Raw genomic sequence first — 19,536 nt, 5'->3', positions numbered from 1 at the left:
GATGGACTCAACTACCTGTTGAGGTTTTGCGGTGTCCAATGGTGTCCGGGGAGGGGGCTGATGGAGATAAGCAAGAAGGCAGGACGTGCTGGCTTGCCGGTCGGACAAAAACCCGCCATCCGATTTCTGGTCGAGTCCGCACTGAAAAGTGTGGCGAACGGAAAGGCGGGCTCTGAGCCGCGCAGCCGGGACGAGTGGGTCACGCATCTGGGCGAGTCGTTGATGTCCGAGTCCGAATCCGCGCACAAGGCGACCTTGGCATCGCTCATGGCGACCGGGGTCAGCAGCGAAGAGGTGCTTCACAGCTTCGTGCCGGAAGTGTCGCGCTACCTCGGTGAATTGTGGGTCAGCGACAAGGCAAGTTTCGTCGATGTCACGGTGGGCGCTGGCCGTTTGCAAAAGCTTTACCGGTCCTATGGCGCCGATCCGGCCGCCGCGTGGCTGGACCGGATGATCCCACTGGGGCAATCGGTCATGATGGTGATCCCGAAGTTCGAAAACCATTCGCTGGGCGGATTCGTGGCGGCAGACAGCCTGCGCCGGCACGGTCTGTGGGTTCACATGGCCATCGCCCTCGAACGGGAAGAATTGCGCGAAAGTCTCGCGCGGAAGCGGTTCTCGATGGTCGGGATCACGCTGGCGACGCAGAATTCCGTCGAACATGCAACGGAGCTTGTGGACTTTCTGCGCGCATCAATGGACTATGTGCCGCCGATCGTTATCGGCGGACGTGCCTGTGAAGAAGTCTCGGAAGTCGAAAGACGGACCGGCGCAGATTTTTCGGCGAAGTCTGCGCGCGAGGCGATCGAAAAATGCGGCTTGTCGACAGTCGCTGCTTCACAGGGCTTTACGGAAGTCTGTTAGGGGAGTGGACGGCGAAATGGAGTGGTGAATTTGACCCGGCAAGGTAACAACATCGGATGGCTGCAATCGGGTGTGTTGCCTGATCCAGTTGGCATACCTGGTCTGATCGAAAAAGCTTCCGACATCGCGATCCACATCGACGCCGCCGGCACCATCGAGGGAATTTCCGTCAATCCAGAATGCCCGTCGCTGGGCTGTCTCGACCATTGGGTCGGGCGCGACATCGACAAGTTCCTGACCGTCGAAAGTCGCGAGAAACTCGCGCGTCGCCTGGACGACATGCGCAATTCCGCGGATGGCACGGTTCCTGCGGTCGAGATCAACCATGTGGACAATGCCACGTGGGAGTTCCCGATCCGGTATTCGCTGCACAGCGTCAAAGGCGATTCGGTTCTGATGATCGGACGGGACATGGGGCCGATCGCCGAGGTCCAGCAGCGGCTTGTGAGCGAGCAGCTTGCACGCGAGCGCGATCTCAAGAAGCTGCGTGGCGAAGAGACGTTCTATCGCCTCGTGCTGGAAGCCGCCGAAACCCCGATCGTGATCGTCGAACCCGAACAGGGCGTCATCCGGGATCTGAACGGGCCGGCGGCATCGCTGTTCGGCACGAAAGCGGAAACGCTGAGCGGCAGCATGTTCGCGCAGGTCTTCGAGGGCCGACGGCGTGGCGAGCTTGTCGAGGCGCTGAAGGCGGCCGCATCGGCAAGCGAAGTCAGGAGTGTCGAGGTGTCGGCGCGGCGCAACGGTCGCGCGCTTCATCTGACACCGGAATTCTTCCGAGCGGCGGGTGATCTCTATCTGCTGTGCCGCGTGAAGGCGGTGGACGAGGATGCCGAGGACTCGGTGCAATCCGCGCATTCGCTTGCGGCGCTGTTCACCGCGACGACGGACGCGATCGTCCTGACCGATGCCAAGGGCGTCATCCGCGATGCCAACGAGGCGTTTCTGGTTATGGCGGACGCACCGCAGCTGCGCGACATCCGGGACCGGTCATTGGCCGAGTTTCTCGTCCGCGGCAGCGTCGATCTCAAACTCATCCTCGAGTCGGCGGCCAAGCCGGACCGTCTGCGCAGCTACGCGACCCAGCTCAAGAGCGTCTTCGGGACGCGTGCGAATGTCGAGCTGTCTGCGGCGCGCCTGCACCAGCGCGGCGGGGATCTCGGGTTCGGGATCGTCGTGCGCGACGTGACGCCCTCGGAACGGATCGAAGCGCAGGCCAACGGCGCGGCGGTCAGCGAGGAGGCCATGCGCAACGTCATGGACCTTGTCGGGACCGCATCGCTAAAGGAGCTGGTTTCGGCCACGTCCGACGTGGTCGAGAAGATGTGCATCGAAACAGCCGTTCAACTGACCGGGAACAACCGGGTGGCCGCGGCAGAGATGCTGGGCCTGTCGCGCCAAAGCCTCTACGTCAAGCTGCGCAAGCACGGCCTGCTTGCCAGCAACGCCGAAGAATAGCGTCGGCCCTTCGCCTCACTCAAAGAAAACGCTTCCGAGAATCCCGATTGTAAGTTTAGATTGACACTATGGGTGTCTCAATCGGATTACAGTCTGCCCGGCGCATCCCGTCTCCTGCGGCGATGCTCGAGCTTTTGAAGCCGATCACATGGTTTCCGCCGATCTGGGCGTTTCTTTGCGGGGCGGTCGCGTCGGGCGTGCCGCTGACATCGTCGCTGGGTCTGGTCGCCGCAGGTATGCTTCTTTCGGGACCGGTGGTCTGCGGCATGAGCCAGGCGGCCAACGACTGGTGCGACCGGCACGTGGATGCGATCAACCAGCCCGACCGTCCGATCCCGTCCGGTCGGGTGCCGGGTCAGTGGGGGCTCTGGATCGCCCTGGCGATGACCGCAGTCTCGCTCGGGCTCGGGGCGATGCTTGGTCCCTGGGCGCTGGCCGCGACGGTCTTTGGCGTGCTTGCGGCCTGGGCCTATTCGGCAGAACCGATACGGTTGAAGAAATCCGGTCTCTGGGGTCCGGGGCTGGTCGGGCTGTGTTACGAAGGCCTTCCGTGGTTCACCGGGGCGGCCGTGTTGGCCAACGGGTTGCCTTCATCGCAGGTGATCCTTGTCGGACTGCTGTACGCGGTCGGGGCGCACGGGATCATGACGCTCAACGATTTCAAGGCACTGGAGGGCGATCGGCAGACGGGTGTGGCCTCTCTCCCGGTGGTTCTGGGCGAAAGGCGCGCGGCGCGCGTTGCCTGCTGGACGATGGCCCTGCCGCAGGTGGTCGTGGTGGCCTTCCTTGTGGGCCTCGACCGTCCCATCCATGCGCTGGCCATCGCCGCGCTGCTGGGTGCGCAGGGGCTGGCGATGCGCGTCCTGCTCTCCGATCCTGAGGCCCGCGCCCCTTGGTACAACGCCACCGGCGTGTCGCTCTACGTCTCCGGCATGATGGTCGCCGCCTTCGCGCTGCGCGGACTTGAGGTGATGCCATGACCCTCGGCTGGCTTGCGATCGTCCGGCTCGGCCTCGTGCAGATGGCGCTTGGTGCAGTTGTGGTGCTGACGACGTCGACCCTGAACCGGCTGATGGTCGTCGAATACGCGCTTCCCGCTGTCATTCCGGGGCTTCTGGTGGCCCTGCACTACGGCATCCAGATCACCCGACCGAACTGGGGTTTTCTTTCCGACACCGGCGGAAGGCGCAGCTTCTGGATCGTCGTCGGCATGGCCGCGCTGGCGCTTGGAGCGCTCGGTGCGACAGTGGGGGTCATCCTCGTCGAGCAGAGCTTTGCCGTCGCGATGACGCTTTCGGCTCTCGCCTACGCGCTGATCGGTGTCGGCGTCGGGGCGTCGGGTACCTCGCTGCTGGCGCTGCTGGCGACTGCGACGGCCCCGGAGCGGCGGGCGGCCGCCGCCACGATCACCTGGCTCATGATGATCGCGGGGATCGCGCTGACAGCGGCCACGGCCGGCGCCTTTCTCGACCCCTACAGCCCGGCGCGCCTTCTGCAGATCGTCGGGATCGTCTGCGTCGGTGCCGTGGCCCTGACCGTCCTCGCAATTTGGGGCATCGAACGGCGCACGGGGCCTGAACCCGTGCCGACACCGGACCGCCGACAGCCCTTCATCGAGGGGCTTTCGGAAATCTGGGCCGAGGCGCCAGCGCGCAATTTCACGATCTTCGTCTTCCTGTCGATGACCGCCTACTTCATGCAGGAGCTGATCCTGGAACCCTATGCCGGGCTGGTCTTCGGTTTCACGCCAGGCCAGTCGACGATGCTGAGTGGCGCCCAAAACGGCGGCGTTTTCCTGGGCATGCTGACGGTGGGCATCGCCGCAAGCGGCTTTCGTCTTGGAAGCCTGCGGACATGGGTTGCGGCGGGCTGCCTCGGGTCGTCGGCATCCCTGGTCGCTATCGCGCTTGCCGGGCGCTTCGGCGCTGCGGATGCGTTGCTGCCCGCCACTGTGGCGCTGGGAGTCTTCAACGGGATGTTCGCCGTGGCGGCGATCGGGTCGATGATGGCGCTGGCCGGCACCGGGCGCAGGGCGCGCGAGGGCACCCGCATGGGTCTCTGGGGTGCCGCGCAGGCGGTCGCCGCAGGGTTCGGCGGGCTGGTCGGGGCCGCGTCGGTCGATGTCGTGCGCCTTGTCTCGCCAAGCGACGCCAGCGCCTTCGGCAGCGTCTTTCTGGCCGAGGCGCTGCTCTTTGCGTCGGCGGCAGTTCTGGCGCTGCGGGTGATCGCGCCCGGACGCGCCGGCGCATCTGCCATGATACCGGGAGAATAGCCATGTTCGACGTGATCGTGATCGGCGGCGGACCCTCCGGCGCAACCGCGGCGGAAGACCTCGCACGCTCGGGGCACAAGGTGGCCCTTGTCGACCGGGCCGGGCGGATCAAGCCGTGCGGCGGGGCGATCCCGCCCCGGCTGATCGCGGATTTCCACGTGCCGGACGATCTGCTGGTGGCCAAGGTGACCACGGCGCGGATGATCTCGCCCACCGGGCGCAAGGTCGACATCCCGATCGAGAATGGTTTCGTCGGCATGGTCGACCGCGAGCATTTCGACGAGTTCCTGCGGGTGCGCGCGTCTCAGGCCGGGGCCGTACGTATCACCGGAACCTATCTTGGCCTCGAAAGGGATCCGGACGGCCTGACCGTTTCGGTGCGCGACAAGGCCACAGGCGAGACCCGGCACCTGAGGTCACGCCTTGTCATCGGGGCCGACGGGGCGCGCTCGGCGGTGGCCCGCACCGAGATTCCCGGCGCGGACAAGACGCCCTACGTCATCGCCTACCATGAGATCATCGCGGCGCCCGAGACTGCCGGCCCTTACGATCCGGGTCGCTGCGACGTGGTCTATGACGGGCGCATTTCGCCGGATTTCTACGGCTGGGTCTTCCCGCACGGGTCTTCGGCCAGTGTCGGCATGGGATCGATGGTCAAGGGCGTGGACCTCAAGCAGGCCACCGCGGACCTGCGCCGGCGCAGCGGTCTCGACGGCTGCCGGACGCTGCGGCGGGAAGGCGCGCCGATCCCGCTGAAACCGCTCGATCGCTGGGACAACGGCCGCGACGTCGTGCTCGCCGGCGATGCTGCCGGGGTCGTCGCCCCATCTTCCGGCGAGGGCATTTACTACGCCATGGTCGGCGGTCGCGTCGCGGCGACGGCGGCCGCGGCATGCCTCGCCACTGGCAAGGCGCGACAGCTCCGGCTCGCCCGCCAGCTCTTCATGCGCGACAACAAGACCGTGTTCCGCATCCTCGGCTCCATGCAGAACGCCTATTACCGTTCGGACGACCGGCGCGAACGCTTCGTGTCGCTGTGCCATGACGTCGACGTGCAGCGCCTGACCTTCGAAAGCTACATGCACAAGAAGATCGTCTGGGCCGGGCTGACGTCGCACATGCGGATCGGGCTGAAGAACCTCGCGCACCTGTCCGGGCTGGTGCGCCCCGAGCATGTCTGAGGCGAGTGCCGCCTTGACCGGCTGAAACGGCCGTGCGGTCGGGTGACGGACGAGAGGCTCACGCGAGGGGCTTGCCGAGGATCACCGCACCGGGACGCGCGGCGATGCGGCGGTAGCCGAGCCCGGCATAGAACCCTTGCGCCCGCGTATTCGCGTCCGCGACCTCGAGCCACAGGCCGGGCACGCCCGCCGCCCGCAAATGCGTCTCGAGGTGACCCATCGCCCGGGTGCCCGCGCCCTGTCCGCGCGCGCGGGGCAGAAGATCGATGTGACCATGTGCGGGAAACGCGGCGATGTCTGGGATGTCGGGCAAATGGAAACGCCAGTCGGCGTGGATCTCCGCACGGATCCAGTCGCTCCCGCGCCACGCGGCGCGGTCCGAGGGCGGAAGCGGTGTCCGGGCGCGCAGGTGCGGCAGCCATTCGTCTTCCATGAACCGCGCAAATCGCGCGGTGTCGGGCGCGCCGAGCACGTAGCCGCAGACGCCCGCCGCATCCTCGAGCACGAAGGCGAAATCGGGCGCGCCGACCTGGTAGGGGATCGCGTAGTAGAGGCCCAGCAGATCAGTTGCGTCCTCGCGCGGCGTGGCGTCCTGCCCGGCATCGCCGGTGCGCAGGCAGACTTCGGCCAGAGCCGCGTGATCCTCTGCCCGCGCAAGGCGCATAACGGGTTGGCCGGGAGAGGTTTCAGCCATGCGCCGAGCGGCCTTGCGATGGCCATATGGGAGAGGCGAGTGTTTGCATCGTCCCGATCATCTTCGGGACGCCAGCATGGGGCAAGACCGGCCAAGGTTCTCTGGTCGGTATCCCGTGAACGGACGGCCGCCGTCTGGAGCGTTCCGGGACAATCGTCCGTGGCGTCAGCCGGTGCTGCGACCGGAGGCGAATCCGATCAGTTGATTTGTCGGCGCTGGTCGGGCCGGGGTAGGATTGCGCGCGATGACCGATCCCCGAATCCACCTCGACCCGGATACCTCGACGTCCCGCGATGCCGCGATCCGCGACTTCGTGCGCGAGACCTTCGGGCTGCGCGGGACGCTGCGGCTCCACCGGGCCGCTTTCGGGGGCGACCTGCTGCGCGCGCCGGTGAACGTGCTTCTGGCGCCGATCTTCGTGCTGGTGCGGCTCGCGGCGCTGATTGCGGGGCTCGTCGGGCTGCACGGGGCCCGGCGCTGGCTATTGGACCGCCGGATCCTTCTGGTGACGCAGGTGGCGCGGGCGGTCGAGGCGCGGGTGCTGGAATTCCTGTCCCGTCTCAACGTGCAGGGGATTGGGGTCGCGGCGCCGCAGGACGCGGTTCGGCGCGCCGTGGCCGACTACGTCGGGGTGCGCAGCGCGGTGTCGGAGATGACGACGGCGCTGATCGTTCTGGTCTCGGGCGTCGCGCTGTTCCATGCGGCGACGCCGGGTGTCCTGTCGCTGACCGGGCCGCTGGCGCAGATGCGCGCCGAGGCCGCGGCGATCCGGGACTTCCCGCTGGGCAGCGGGCTGGGACGGGCCTATTACGCGATGTTTCCCGTCGAGATCCCGCTGGCGCAGGTGCTTTTGACCGGGGTGGTTCTGGCGATGCTGGCGTCGGTGATCACGACTTTCGCCGGCGTCCTCGCCGATCCGCTGCAGGTTTCGACCGGCACCCATCGCCGCCGCATCGCGCGGTTGCTGGCCCGGCTGGACGCGGTTGCCGATCGGGGCCAAGGGCTGGCGCGCGAGCATCTCGCGGCGCGGCTCGGGGATGCGTCGGATGTCGCGATGAGCCTCTGGCGTTTCCTGCGCGGGTAGGGCAGGGAACGGTGATCCGGTCCCGCCTGACCGGACCCGGAAGGGAGAACCGCGATGACACCGGATGAGGTCAGGACCTTCATCGAAGGGCACACGCTCGATGCGCTCGACCCTGAGACCGGCGCGGTCGTGGCCAGCGTCCACTATGGGCGGGACGGACGCTGCCGGCTCGAATTCGCCGACGGCCGGTGCGAGGCGGGGCTTTACGGGTTCGAGGGCGACACCTACTGGACGCGCTACGAGACGTTCCGGAACGGCGCGCACCATGCCTTCCGGCTCGAGGCGCTGGCTCCGGGCGTGGCGCAGGCGCATTTCAGCGACGGGCGCCGGGCCTTCCTGCAGGTGCGGCGCGACATCTCCGGGCAGTCGTGAAGGCGGAGGCGGCGGATGATCCGCCGCCCCGGTGGATCATTCGATGGTGATGCCCAGCGTTTCGCCGATGCTGGCGTTCCAGTCGGACACGCAGTCCTCGCCGCAGCGGTCGGCGAATTCGGGCAGGATCGCGACCTTGACGGCCTCGTCGCGCAGGGCTTCGTCGGCTTCGGACATTGGCACCAGCGTCATCCCGGCGGGATCACCGTGCGGGCAGGGCCCGGAGGTATTGCAGGCCAGCCCGGTCTCGGTCTCGGTGGCGGCCAGTTCGAAGATCGAATCCTCGAGCCCGCGCAGCGAGGTGGTCAGGTAGTCCTGCACCGCCGGATCGAGACCGTTCCACCAGTCAAGATTGGCAAGCTGTGCGGCCAGGCCGAAGTTGACCGGCATCGGAGAGATGAAGCGCGCGGACTCGTGCCACTTGGCCTTGTAGCCCGACAGCGCGCCGGTTATCGCGCAATCGACCACGCCGCTGGCGAGCGCGGGCTGCACCTCGGCGAAGGCGATCGAGAGCGGCGAGCCACCGAGATGGCTGACGAAGGCCTGCTGGGACGCGCCCGAGGCGCGCACCTTGCGGCCTTCAAGATCGGCGAGCGAAGTGAACGCGTCGCGGCAGTAGATCACCTGCGCCTGGTAGGTGCCGAAGCCCAGCAGCTTGATGTTGTGTTCCTGCTCGAGGAACGCGGCGTAGCTGTCGCGCCAGCTTTCGACGACCTGCGCCAGCACTTCCACATCGTCGATCAGGCCGACGATGTCGGTGGATTCGTTGCGCGGCACCTCGCCGGAGTTATAGGCCAGCACCGTGGTCGCCATCTGCAGCGTGCCGTTGCTGACCAGCCGGAAGATCTCGCCGCCCTTGAAGCCCAGCTCGGTGAACGGCTTGACGCTGGCCTTGATCTTGCCGCCGGTTTCGGCAGGAACCTGTTCGGTCCAGAACGGCAGTTCCTTGTCGGTGTACATCGACAGCACGCCGATCGAGCCGACGACGTTGAATTCGGTCTCGGGCATGTCCTGTGCCGCGACCGGTAGCGCCAGCAGCCCGGCAAGCGCGGTTGAAATGAGGTACTTCATCGTTCGTCTCCCTTGTTGTGCGCCGGCATCAGCCGCCGGCTTTCGGATTGAGGATCGTCGGCAGCCAGAGCGCCAGCGACGGAAAGGCGATCAGCAGGGCGATCATCGCCAGCATCGCGAACAGGAACGGGGCGGCCCCCTTGAAGAGATCGCTGAAGGCGCCGCCGCCGCGCCGCACCGCCTGCACCACGTAGAGGTTCATGCCGACTGGCGGGGTGATCAGCGCGGCCTCGATCAGGATGACGAAGACGACGCCCCACCAAACCGGCGAGTAGCCCATTCCGACCACCACCGGGACCACGATCGGGGTGGTGGCGATCATCATCGACAGGGTTTCCATAAAACAGCCGAGCAACAGGTAGAAGCAGATGATGGCGACGAGCATTCCCAGCGGCGGCCAGCCGAGCTGCAGCACGGCGTCGGTGATCGCCTGCACGAGGCCAATGCTGACCATGACGAAGTTGAGAAAGAAAGCGGCGATCACGATCAGCATGATCATGCAGGTGGTCCGCACGGTGCCTTCGAAGGCCGCAAGCAGGACATGCAGGCTCAGCTTGCCGTTGAGCGCGACCAGCCCGACCGTCGCGACGAGGCCGAGGGCGGCGGCCTCGGTCGGGGTGGCGATGCCGGCGTAGATGCTGCCGACGACGATGGCGAAGAGCCCGAGCGGCGGCAAAAGGTGGGGCAGGCCGCGCAGGCGGGCCGGCCAGAGCGACCGGGCGGGCATGGTGGCGCCGCCCCAGCGCGGGCGCCACAGCACCAGCACCAGAAGGATGCCGGAAAACAGGCTTGCCAGCAGGAAGCCGGGGAGGAAACCGGCGGCATAGAGATCGGCGACCGAAGTGTCGGTGAGCACGGCGTAGATGATCATGTTGATCGACGGCGGGATCAGGATGCCGAGCGTTCCCCCGGCGGCGATCGAGCCGAGGAACAGCGGCCGGTTATAGCCGCCGGCGTCCATGTTGGGGATGGCGACGGTGCCGATGGTCGCCGCCGTCGCAATCGACGATCCGGACGTCGCCGCGAAGACCGCGCTTGAGGCGATGTTGGTGTGCATCAGCCGTCCCGGCAGGCGGGCGAACCACGGGGTCAGGGCGTCGAAGAGCCGGCCGGACACGCCAGAGCGGTGCATGAGTTCGCCCATCATGATGAACATCGGCGCCGCGATCAGGATGAAATCCTCGGACGAGTTCCACGCCAGTTCGCCCGCCGCGCCGGTCATCGGGAAGAAGGCGTAGCTTTCCGACAGGATATAGCCGGTCAGGGCCAGCACCGCGGCCACCGGCAGCGACAGCACCAGCATGACGATGAGCAGCGTGAAGGCGGTGGCGATCATGGCCGGCTTTCCGCCGCCGACACCGCCTCGTCGATCTCGGCGTTCAGGTCTGCCGAGCCCACGGCGGCCTCGAACCCGGCCCGGTCGCCGCGCATCAGCCGGATCACGGCCTGCACCGGGGCGAGAACGGCGACGCAGGCGAACCACAGCAGCCCGAGCCACCACAGGCCCTGCGGGATGTAGAGCGGGATGCGCAGGCGCGACATCGATCGTGCGTCCATCGACCAGGATTGCTGGAGCGTTCCCCAGGTGAACCAGGCAAGGGCTGCGGCAACGAGGGCAAGGGCCGAGGCCGCCAGCAGGTCGCAGGCGGCGCGGATCGGGAAGGGAAACCGCGCGGCGATGAAATCCACGCGGATTTGGGCCTTGGTCGTGACGGTGTGCGCCATGCCCAGCCCGATGCAGACGGCAAGGCCGTAGCCGGAGATCTCGAAGCTCTCGACCGCGCTGCGACCGACAAAATAGCGCATCGCCACGTCGATGGTGATGGGCACCGCGCAGCCGAACAGGATGACCGCGCCGGCCAGCCAGGCCAGCCAGCGCGAAACCCGGTCCGGCAGCGGTGTGGTCATCGCACGATCCCCCCGCCGGCAAGATGGCCACAAGGGTCGTGGCGAGTCCAGCAAGGCCGGACTGCGCGCGGGGGGCGGATCATCCCTTCGGCCATTCGGTGATGTACCCGTCGGCATAATCCTCGGCCAGCGCCTCGGAATCGCGCATCGCGGGATCGCCGTGCCCGCCGCCGCCGGGGGTTTCCATCTCGACGACATCGCCTGCTTTCAGGACGTGGCCGATGGTCTTCGCGGCAAGCTCTGTGGTGACTCCGTCGCGCGTGACGCGCAGCGCGCCGCCGCGGCCCGGTGCGCCGCCTTCGAGCCCATAGGGCCGCGAGGCAAACGCGTCGAAGGAAGTGTTCAGAAGCCCGTGCGCGGCCAGAAATTCCCAGGAGCGGACTAGGCCGAGCCCGCCGCGCCTCCGGCCCGCGCCGCCGGAATCGGGCACAAGCCCATAGCGCTGGAAGCGCAGCGGAAAGAGCGCCTCGATCATCTCCACGGGCGTGTTCTGACCATTGTGGAAACCCGCGGCCAATGCGTTCGGTCCGTCGCGGTCGGGATGCGCGCCCCAGCCGCCAAGTTCGGCGTCGAAATAGACCTGCCGGCGACCGTCGGCGTGACGGATGTTGACGGCATGGTTGAAGGTCGTGCCGTAGTAGGAGGCCGGGATCCGCTCGGGGATCGCCTGGGCGAAGGCGCGCAGGACGGCGGTGGCGATCCTGTGCCCGGGCAGCATCCGCATCGAGACCGGCGCGGGAAAGGCGGCATTGACCAGGCAGCCTTCGGGGGCGCGGACGGTGATCGGGCGGTAGCAGCCGGCGTTGACGGTGCCGGTGACGCCACAGGCTGCGATGACGGCGTAGTAGACGGCCGACGTGGTCGTCGCCATCGTCGCGTTGATCGGACCACGGGCCTGCGGATCGGTGCCGTCGAAGTCCAGCGCGATGCGGTCGCCTTCGATGGTCAGACGCACGGCGATGCGTTTCTGCCGGTCGTCAAGCCCGTCGCCGTCGACAAAATCCTCGGCGGCATAGCTGCCATCGGGAAGGGCTGTCAGTGCCGCGCGCATCTCGTGTTCGGCGTGGTCGAGAAGTGCCGCGCCGATGTCGGTCAGCGTCCTGGTACCGTAGCGGTCGGCGAGGCGCAGCATCGCCCGCGCGCCGACATCGAGCGCGGCGATCTGGCTCAGGAAATCGCCGCGGAAGGTCTCGGGCTCGCGCACGTTCTGCAGGATGGTGTCGAAGAGGTCCTGCTGCATCTCGCCGGCGCGGACGATGCGCACCGGCGGCACGCGCAGACCCTCCTGGAAGACTTCGACCGCGTGGGCGTTGTAGCCGCCGGCCGCCCCGCCGCCGACATCCACGTGATGGATCAGAACACAGGTGATCGCGATGCGCGCGCCATCCTTGAAGACCGGCTTGAAGGCGATGAAATCCGGCAGGTGCTGGCCGCCGCAATAGGGATCGTTGGTCACGATCACGTCGCCCTCGCGCCACTCGTCGAGCGGGATGTGATGCCTGGCGATATGGTGCAGGCAAAGCTCCATCGAGTTGAGGTGGACCGGCATGCGCGCGGCCTGCGCGACGTTGTGGCCCTGCCCGTCGAAAACGGCGGTGGAGTAATCCAGCAGTTCGCGGACCGTGGTCGAGCGCGAGGTGCGCCAGACCGTGACCGACATCTCCTCGGCCGCCGATACCAGCGCGGCTGAGACGATTTCGAGCAGCACGGGATCGGGATGGATCATGGGATCTTCCTCGCGGTCATGTCTCCGCTCTCCGCCATGTGCAGCGTCCAGCCTGCCGGGATCAGCAGGGTGGTGTACTCCTGCTCGACGATCGCCGGGCCATCCACCTTCTCGTTGGGATCGAGCGCCAATTGCCGATGCACCGGAATCTCGGCCCAGCCTCCGTTGACGTGAACGTTGCGCCGTGTCGGAGTGGCGCTTTCTTCGGCCGCGTAGGCCGGCGGCGTCTGGTCGCCAGGGTCGAGCCTTCCGATTGCGGTGAGGCGCAGCGTCACCAGTTCCACGATCTCTTTCGGGTCGTCGAAGGAAAAGCGTTGGCGATGCTGCTCTTCGAACCTGACGCGCAGCACGTCCAGCGTATCCCTGTCGATTGGCCCGTTGGGCAGATCGGTGACAAGCTCGAACGCCTGCCCGCGATAGCGCAGGTCCGCGGTCAGCTTGAGAACGCGGCGCGCCTCGGGAATGCCATCGCCGTCGAGAAGCGCCGACCCCTCCGCCAGAAGCGTCTCTGCCATTGCGCCGAGCGCCGGCAGGGCGTCGGGTTCGAGGCCGAGGATCTCGGTGCGCGACAGGTCGTGCCGGATGTCGGAATGCAAAATGCCGTGCGCCGAGAAGGTCGAAGGGTCGCGCGGAAAGATCACGCGGCGCATGCCAAGCTCTTCGGCCACCTCGATCGCATGCAGCCCGCCCGCCCCGCCGAAGCTCATCAGCGTGAAGTCGCGCGGGTCGAGCCCCTTGACGAAAAGCGAGAACTTGATCGAGGCGGCGAGCTTGGCGTTCACCACCGCCAGCACGCCCGCGGCCGCGCGGTCGTGGTCGAGGCCGAGCGGCTCTTCGATCCGGGCCGCAAGCGCGGCGCGGGCGCCGTCGAGATCGAGCGCGAAACGCCCGCCGAGAAAGGTCGCCGGATCGAGCCGCCCGAGGATCAGGTTCACGTCGGTCACGGTCGGTTCTTTCCCGCCGCGGCCATAGCAGACCGGGCCGGGTACGGCCCCGGCGCTGCGCGGGCCGACCTGGAGCCGCCCGGAGGCGTCGACAAAGGCGATGGAGCCGCCGCCGGCGCCGATGGTGTGCATCTCGACCATCGGCACCCGCACCGGCAGGCCGTCGATCTCGCCTTGCGTGACAATACTGCGCTGACCGTCCGCGATCACCGCGACATCATAGCTGGTGCCGCCCATGTCGACGCCGACGACATTCGGTGCGCCAAGCGACGCTGCCAGCTTCTGGGCCGCAAGCACGCCGCCCGAGGGTCCCGACAACAGCAGCCGGACCGGCGTGCGCACCGCGGCGTCGAGCGCGATGGCGCCGCCGTTGGACTGGATCAGGTAGACCGGGGCGGAGATGCCGGCCCCGGCGAGGCGCGCGCGCAGGGCGTCGACGTAGCTGCCGATCACCGGGCGCAGCAGCGCGTTCAGGACCGTCGTCGCGCTGCGCTCGAATTCCCGGATCTCGGGCGAAACCTCGTGGCTGCAGGACACTGCCATGCCGGGGCAGCGATCCAGCAACGCCGCGCGCACCGCGCGTTCCTGATCGGGATTGGCGAAGGCGTTGAGCAGGCAGATCGCCACCGCCGTCACCTCCGCGGCCACAACCCGGTCGAGCATGGAGTCGAGGGTCGCCGCGTCGATCTCGCGTACCACCTCGCCGCGTGCGCCGATGCGCCCCGGTGCGCCGAAGCGCCGCCGCCGCGGGATCAGCAGGCTGCGGTCCGGGCCGCGCAGCGCGTAGATGTCGCGCCGGGCATGGCGGCCGATTTCGAGCACGTCCTCGAACCCTTGGGTGGTGATCAGCGCACCGCGCGGCAGGTCGCGGGTAAGCACGGCGTTGGTGGCGATCGTGGTGCCGTGTAGGATCAGTGCGATATCGTCGGCGCCGAAGCCGAAGCGCTCGCCGGCCTGCGTAATCGCCTCGATCAGGCCCCGAGCCGGGTCGTCGGGTGTCGTCGGGGACTTCAGGCTGTGGATCGCGCCGCTGGCACCGTCGCGGAACTCGAGGTCCGTGAAGGTGCCGCCGATGTCCACGGCGAGGGTGATGCGGGGTCGTGACATGAAACGGGCGGCTTCCGGATGATCTGTTCCGTGGAAGCGTCGCAGCCGCAGGTTATCAGATCAAATCGAAATTTTTTGGCCCTGGTGATAAATCCTGCTGATCGGCGTGGTCCCTCGCGGTCTCGAAGGCCAGCCGTGCCGCGGTTTCGACGACGTGGCTTTTCGGGTCGCCGAGATACGAGGCGGTGAAGCCCAGCGGTGCCGGCAGCCAGCCGGGGTCGAAGCGGCGCAGGCTGCCGCGCGCCTCGTACGTGTGGCCGAGGACGCGGGGCAAAGCGGCCACGCCAAGCCCGGCTTCGACCAGCCGGAAACAGGCCGACAGCGATGAGGAGGAGAACATCTGCGCATCGGTGCCGACCCGGTCATTGAGCGCGTCGCGCATCTCTCGGTTCGGCCGGGTTCCACGCGCGTAGGTGATGACCGGACAGGAGCCAACCAGAGCGGAGTCTTCGCCCATTGGCGCGGCCTCGCCGCACGCGACGTACCAGGCCAGCTCGAAGCCGGGCAGCGCGACGTTGGCCACGCTGGCCTCGGACACCGGGCCCATCAGGATCGCAAGATCGATCTGCCGGTCCAGCAGGCGGTCGCGCAGGTTGACCGACACTTCGACGTCGATCTCGATCTCGACCCGGGCAAAGCGGCGGTGCAGGGCGCCGACGAAATCGGGCAGCCAGGATTGCGCGACGGTCTCGGCCACGCCGAGACGCAGCTGACGCTCGATGGCGTCGGGCGTCATCAGGTCGGCGGCGACACGCTCGGAGAGGTGCTCGAACTCTTCGGCGTAGCGCAGCAGCAGGTGACCGGAGCGGGTCAGCGCCATGCCGCCGGCCTCGCGGTCGAAGAGCGCCACGCGCAGCGTATCCTCGAGGGCCTTGATACGGGCGCTGACGGCGGGTTGGGTGAGGTTGAGCCCCAGCGCCGCGCGGCGCACGCCGCCAAGCCGCACCACTTCGAGGAAGGTGCGCAACTGTTCGAGGTTGAGACGCGTCATGGCGTCACCGTAGCCACGGCGCCGGGCGCTGAAAAGCCGCGCGGTATGACTGTCGGCCGTGCCGTACGGATGGACGGCGAAGCGATCCGGAAGCCTGGGCCGAAAACAAGTTGCGCCCGCAATGCGAGTGTCCGTAACTGGGCGCGAAGTTTTCAGAAGGGGCGTGCGCGTGACGGAACTTTTCCGGCTTTCGGCGGTGGAAATCGCGGCGGGCATCCGCGCGCGGGCGTTTTCGGCAGTAGAGGTCACCGAGGCGCACCTGGCCCGGCTTGAAGCGGTCAATCCCGCGATCAACGCGGTTGTTCAGGACGGCTCTACCGAGGCGCTCGAGACCGCGCGCCGCATCGACGAAGCGTTGGCCCGGGGCGAAGAGCCGGGGCTGATGGCCGGGGTGCCAGCCGCGATCAAGGTCAACGTCGACCAGGCGGGGTTCGCGACGACAAACGGGTTGCGGCTGCTGCGCGACAACGTCGCCCGGACTGACGCGCCTTTCGTGGCACAGATGCGCGCGGCGGGGGCGGTCTTTGTCGGGCGGACGAACACGCCGGCCTTTTCGCTGCGCTGGTTCACCGACAACGGGTTGAATGGCCAGACGCTCAACCCGCGCAACGCTGCGCTGACGCCCGGCGGCTCGTCGGGCGGGGCCGCCGCCGCGGTCGCGGCAGGCATCTGCCCGGTGGCACACGGCACCGACATCGCCGGATCAGTTCGTTACCCGGCCTATGCCTGCGGTGTTCACGGGCTGCGGCCCAGCTTCGGGCGGGTCGCGACGTTGAACGAAACCTCGGGCGACCGTTTCATCGGGGCGCAACTGATGGCTGTCTCAGGTCCGATCGCCCGGCGCATCGCGGACCTCGAGCTGGCGCACCGGGTCATGTCGGCCCCGGACCGACGCGATCCCTGGCAGGTCCCGGCCCCGCACGAAGGTCCGGCCTATGCCAGGCGCGCGGCGCTCTGCCTTGCGCCGGACGGCATGCCGGTGGCGCCGGAGGTGCGCGCCGCGCTCGTGGCGGCGGCGCGTGTGCTCGAGCAGGCGGGCTGGACGGTCGAAGAGGTGGATTGCCCGCCGATGCGGCCCGCGGCACAGATCAACGCGGTCCTCTGGATGGCGGAGACCGAGCTGGCCGTGGCCGGGATGATGGACCGCGAAGGCGATGGCGCCGCGCTGTTCGTCTATCGCATGATGTGCGCTGAGACCGGGCCGGCCGACCTCGGCCGGGTGATGACAGCGCTCAAAGACCGCGCCGGGCTGGTGCGCGCCTGGGAGCTGTTTCTTGACCGCTACCCGTTGCTGATCTGTCCGGTGTCGGGCGAGCTGCCCTTCGCGCAGCAGAGCGACGTGCGATCGGAGGCAAATTTCCGGCGGATCTATGAAGCGCAGCTGACCCAGCGCGCGCTGCCGGCGCTAGGGATGCCGGCGCTGAGCGTGGCGACCGGATTTGCCGGCGAGGCGCCGCTTGGCGTCCAGCTGGTGGCGGGCCGGTTCCGCGAGGACATCCTGTTCGCGGCCGGCGGCGTTCTGGAAGCCGCCGGGCCCGCCCCGGAGGTCGCCGACCCGGCCTGACCGGCGAGGTGGGCCGTCAGGTCTCGAGCCTTGCGACGTCGACCAGTGCGGTATGCGCGCTGCATCCCTGGCCCAGCCGAGAGGTGCCGATGTCGCGGGTCAGTACGTTGGGATTGCCGTCGGTGTCGATGTTGGTGCCGGGATCGCCGTACCAGGCGCCGGTCGGCAGCGCCACGACGCCGCGGAGAATCCCCTCGGACAGGCTGGCGCGCGCCCGGCAGGCGCCGCGGGCGTTGAACACCCGCACGAGGTCGCCATCGTCGATCCCGCGCGCCCCGGCGTCCCCGGGGTGGATCAGCAGCGTCACCGGACGGTGGCCCGGAACGTCGGCAAGCGCGCTCTCGAGCTGGCTGTGCAGCTTGTCGCCGGGTTGCGGCGAGACGAGGTGCAGCGGGGCCGATGCATCCGCGGTGCCGAGCCATTCCGTCGGCGGCAGCCAGATCGGGTGGCCAGGGCAGTCGTTGTAGCCGAAGCCGTCGATGGCCTGCGAGAAGATCTCGATCCGCCCGGACGGGGTGGCCAGCGGCGCGGCCTGCGGATCGACCCGGAACCGCGCGAGGAAGCTCTCGGGCGATTTTCTGGTGGCGATCGGCAGGCGCACCCAGTTACGTGCGCGCAGCGTGTCGAGGTCGGGCACGTCGATACCCCGCTCGGCGGCGCCGGCGCGATAGTCGGCATAAAGCCGCACGATCCACTCCTCGGCGCTGCGGCCTTCGGTGTAGGTGTCGGCGATGCCCAGACGGTCGGCCAGCCCGGCGAAGATCGCGTAGTCGTCGCGCGCTTCGCCGACCGGCGGGATGAGCTGCGGCATGTGGAACAGGTAGTCGTCGAGGTTCGAGCGCCCGATGTCCTCGCGCTCGAAAGACGAAGTGGCCGGAAAGACGATGTCGGCGCGTTTCGCCGTCGCCGTCCACCAGATCTCGTTGACGATGACGGTTTCGGGGCGTTGCCACGCGTCGTGCAGGGCGTTGAGATCCTGGTGGTGGTGATAGGGGTTGCCGCCGGCCCAGTAGACCAGGCGGATATCAGGATAGCGGCGGCGCTGGCCGTTGAAGTCGTAGGGTTGTCCGGGATTGCGCAGCATGTCGGCGACGCGGGCCACCGGGATGACGTCGTCGACCGGGTTGCTCTTCTGGTCGAAGGTCATGCCGCGCAGACCGATCAGCGCCTTGCCGACGCCGCCGATGGCGCCGTAGCCGTAGCCGACGCCGCCGCCGGGCAGGCCGATCTGTCCCAGCATCGCCGCCAGCACCGCGGCCATCCAGTAGGGCTGTTCGCCATGTTCGGCGCGTTGCAGCGACCAGGCCACCGTGATCAGCGTGCGGGTCGCGGCCATGCGGCGGGCCAGAGCCTCGATGTCCTCGGCCGCGATCCCGCAGATGTCCGCGGCCCAGCGGGGCGATTTCGCAATGCCGTCGCTCTCGCCCAGAAGGTAGGGGCGGAAGCGCTCGAAGCCGCTCGTGCAGCGGTCGAGGAAATCGTGGTCCGACAGCCCCTCGGTCTCGAGCACATGCGCGAGCGCGAGCATGAGCGCGGTGTCCGAGCCGGGGCGCAGCGGCACCCAGTCGGCCCAGTCCGGCGCGTCGCTGCGCTGCGGGCCGATGTTGAGGCAGGCGGTCCCGCGTGCGTGGCAGCGGTCGAGCCAGCTGCGGGTGTCATGCTCGGTGATGCCGCCCATGCTGACCTGGGCGTTCTTGCCGTTGATGCCGCCGAACATCACCAGGGTCTCGGTGTTGTCGTGGATCGTCTGCCAGCCGTCCTGTTCCTCATAGAGCATGGTAAGGAACTCGCGCCCGAACACATGCGGCATGATCGCCTGAGCGCAGCCGGTCGAGTAGCTGCCGAAGGAGGCGACGTAGCCTCCGGCGCAGTTGAGGAAGCGGTGGACCTGGCTTTGCGCGTGATGGAAGCGGCCCGCCGAAGCCCAGCCGTAGGAGCCGCCGTAGATCGCCCGGTTGCCGTGGGTCTTGCGGATGCGGTCAATCTCGTCGGCGGCGATGTCGAGCGCTTCGTCCCACGAAACGGCGACGAAGTCGTCGCTGCCGCGCCCGGCGCGGTCGCGGCGGTCGAGCCAGCCGCGCCGGATCGCGGGGCGGGCGACGCGGCTGCGGTGATGGATGGCGCGCGGCACGATCTCCGGGATCGCCGAAGGGTCCGGGTCGGCTGCGAAGGGACGGGTGGCCAGCAGCCGGTCGCCGTCGGTTTCGACCTCGAAGGCGCCCCAGTGGCTGGTGGTCACCTTGCGCCGTGGGTCCGTGCCGTCCGCCATCGCTTTCCTTTCGACTGTGCCATCCGCGCGC

At 68.0% G+C, this 19,536-nt stretch carries 16 protein-coding genes; 8 read left to right on the top strand and 8 right to left on the bottom strand.

Annotated elements, in window-relative coordinates; translation table 11 throughout:
* Window positions 1-60: 60 nt before the first annotated feature.
* From R5H30_RS15475 to R5H30_RS15455, 5 genes are all read left to right on the top strand, one after another.
* On the top strand, window positions 61-864 hold the full coding sequence (locus R5H30_RS15475) for a hypothetical protein (protein WP_318329410.1): 804 nt from the start codon (window positions 61-63) through the stop codon (window positions 862-864).
* A gap of 72 nt (window positions 865-936) precedes the next feature.
* Window positions 937-2,322 carry a transcriptional regulator PpsR gene (ppsR, locus tag R5H30_RS15470; RefSeq protein WP_318329458.1) on the top strand — a complete coding sequence of 462 codons (1,386 nt, stop codon included), beginning with the start codon at window positions 937-939 and terminating at the stop codon, window positions 2,320-2,322.
* Window positions 2,323-2,390: 68 nt separating this feature from the next.
* Window positions 2,391-3,302, top strand: coding sequence for a chlorophyll synthase ChlG (gene chlG, locus R5H30_RS15465; protein ID WP_318329409.1), 912 nt, complete (start codon window positions 2,391-2,393; stop codon window positions 3,300-3,302).
* Entirely contained in the window at window positions 3,299-4,594 is a 1,296-nt protein-coding gene (locus R5H30_RS15460; protein ID WP_318329408.1) for a BCD family MFS transporter, read from the top strand. Before chlG ends, R5H30_RS15460 begins: the two co-directional genes overlap by 4 nt.
* 2 nt (window positions 4,595-4,596) lie before the next feature.
* Entirely contained in the window at window positions 4,597-5,775 is a 1,179-nt protein-coding gene (locus tag R5H30_RS15455) for a geranylgeranyl diphosphate reductase (RefSeq protein ID WP_318329407.1), read from the top strand.
* A 58-nt stretch (window positions 5,776-5,833) separates the two neighbouring features.
* Here the strand turns inward: R5H30_RS15455 and R5H30_RS15450 are convergent, their stop codons facing one another.
* Window positions 5,834-6,469: a GNAT family N-acetyltransferase gene (locus R5H30_RS15450; RefSeq protein WP_318329405.1), complete on the bottom strand. Its 636-nt coding sequence runs from the start codon at window positions 6,467-6,469 to the stop codon at window positions 5,834-5,836.
* Window positions 6,470-6,713: 244 nt separating this feature from the next.
* Between R5H30_RS15450 and R5H30_RS15445 the strand changes: the two genes are divergently transcribed.
* Entirely contained in the window at window positions 6,714-7,553 is an 840-nt protein-coding gene (locus R5H30_RS15445) for a DUF6635 family protein (RefSeq protein ID WP_318329403.1), read from the top strand.
* A gap of 54 nt (window positions 7,554-7,607) precedes the next feature.
* Window positions 7,608-7,925, top strand: coding sequence for a hypothetical protein (locus R5H30_RS15440; RefSeq protein ID WP_318329402.1), 318 nt, complete (start codon window positions 7,608-7,610; stop codon window positions 7,923-7,925).
* A gap of 36 nt (window positions 7,926-7,961) precedes the next feature.
* Here R5H30_RS15440 and R5H30_RS15435 read toward each other — a convergent pair whose 3' ends face one another.
* The 6 genes from R5H30_RS15435 to R5H30_RS15410 all read right to left on the bottom strand — a co-directional run bounded on the left by R5H30_RS15435 (window position 7,962) and on the right by R5H30_RS15410 (window position 15,672).
* On the bottom strand, window positions 7,962-8,996 hold the full coding sequence (locus R5H30_RS15435) for a TRAP transporter substrate-binding protein (RefSeq protein WP_318329401.1): 1,035 nt from the start codon (window positions 8,994-8,996) through the stop codon (window positions 7,962-7,964).
* Between the two features lie 28 nt (window positions 8,997-9,024).
* The gene (locus tag R5H30_RS15430) at window positions 9,025-10,332 is read right to left on the bottom strand and encodes a TRAP transporter large permease (protein ID WP_318329399.1); all 1,308 of its coding nucleotides are present in this window, start codon (window positions 10,330-10,332) and stop codon (window positions 9,025-9,027) included.
* Window positions 10,329-10,904, bottom strand: a complete 576-nt coding sequence (locus R5H30_RS15425) for a TRAP transporter small permease subunit (RefSeq protein ID WP_318329398.1) — start codon at window positions 10,902-10,904, stop codon at window positions 10,329-10,331. The genes R5H30_RS15430 and R5H30_RS15425 overlap by 4 nt, the downstream gene beginning before the upstream one ends.
* A 79-nt stretch (window positions 10,905-10,983) precedes the next feature.
* On the bottom strand, window positions 10,984-12,630 hold the full coding sequence (locus tag R5H30_RS15420; RefSeq protein WP_318329397.1) for a hydantoinase B/oxoprolinase family protein: 1,647 nt from the start codon (window positions 12,628-12,630) through the stop codon (window positions 10,984-10,986).
* A complete protein-coding gene (locus tag R5H30_RS15415; RefSeq protein WP_318329396.1) occupies window positions 12,627-14,681 on the bottom strand; it encodes a hydantoinase/oxoprolinase family protein in 2,055 nt (684 codons plus the stop codon). Before R5H30_RS15415 ends, R5H30_RS15420 begins: the two co-directional genes overlap by 4 nt.
* Before the next feature lie 55 nt (window positions 14,682-14,736).
* A complete protein-coding gene (locus R5H30_RS15410) occupies window positions 14,737-15,672 on the bottom strand; it encodes a LysR family transcriptional regulator (protein ID WP_318329395.1) in 936 nt (311 codons plus the stop codon).
* 169 nt (window positions 15,673-15,841) lie between these two features.
* Between R5H30_RS15410 and R5H30_RS15405 the strand changes: the two genes are divergently transcribed.
* Window positions 15,842-17,236 carry an amidase family protein gene (locus R5H30_RS15405; RefSeq protein ID WP_318329394.1) on the top strand — a complete coding sequence of 465 codons (1,395 nt, stop codon included), beginning with the start codon at window positions 15,842-15,844 and terminating at the stop codon, window positions 17,234-17,236.
* A 16-nt stretch (window positions 17,237-17,252) separates the two neighbouring features.
* Here R5H30_RS15405 and R5H30_RS15400 read toward each other — a convergent pair whose 3' ends face one another.
* A complete protein-coding gene (locus tag R5H30_RS15400) occupies window positions 17,253-19,505 on the bottom strand; it encodes a molybdopterin-dependent oxidoreductase (protein WP_318329393.1) in 2,253 nt (750 codons plus the stop codon).
* Window positions 19,506-19,536: the final 31 nt, after the last annotated feature.

It is taken from the genome of Roseobacter sp. FCG-D35, assembly GCF_033436665.1.
Lineage (GTDB): Bacteria > Pseudomonadota > Alphaproteobacteria > Rhodobacterales > Rhodobacteraceae > JAWQFO01.
The sequence above is the reverse complement of the archived record's forward strand: the minus strand, read 5'-3'. Positions and strand labels throughout refer to the sequence as shown.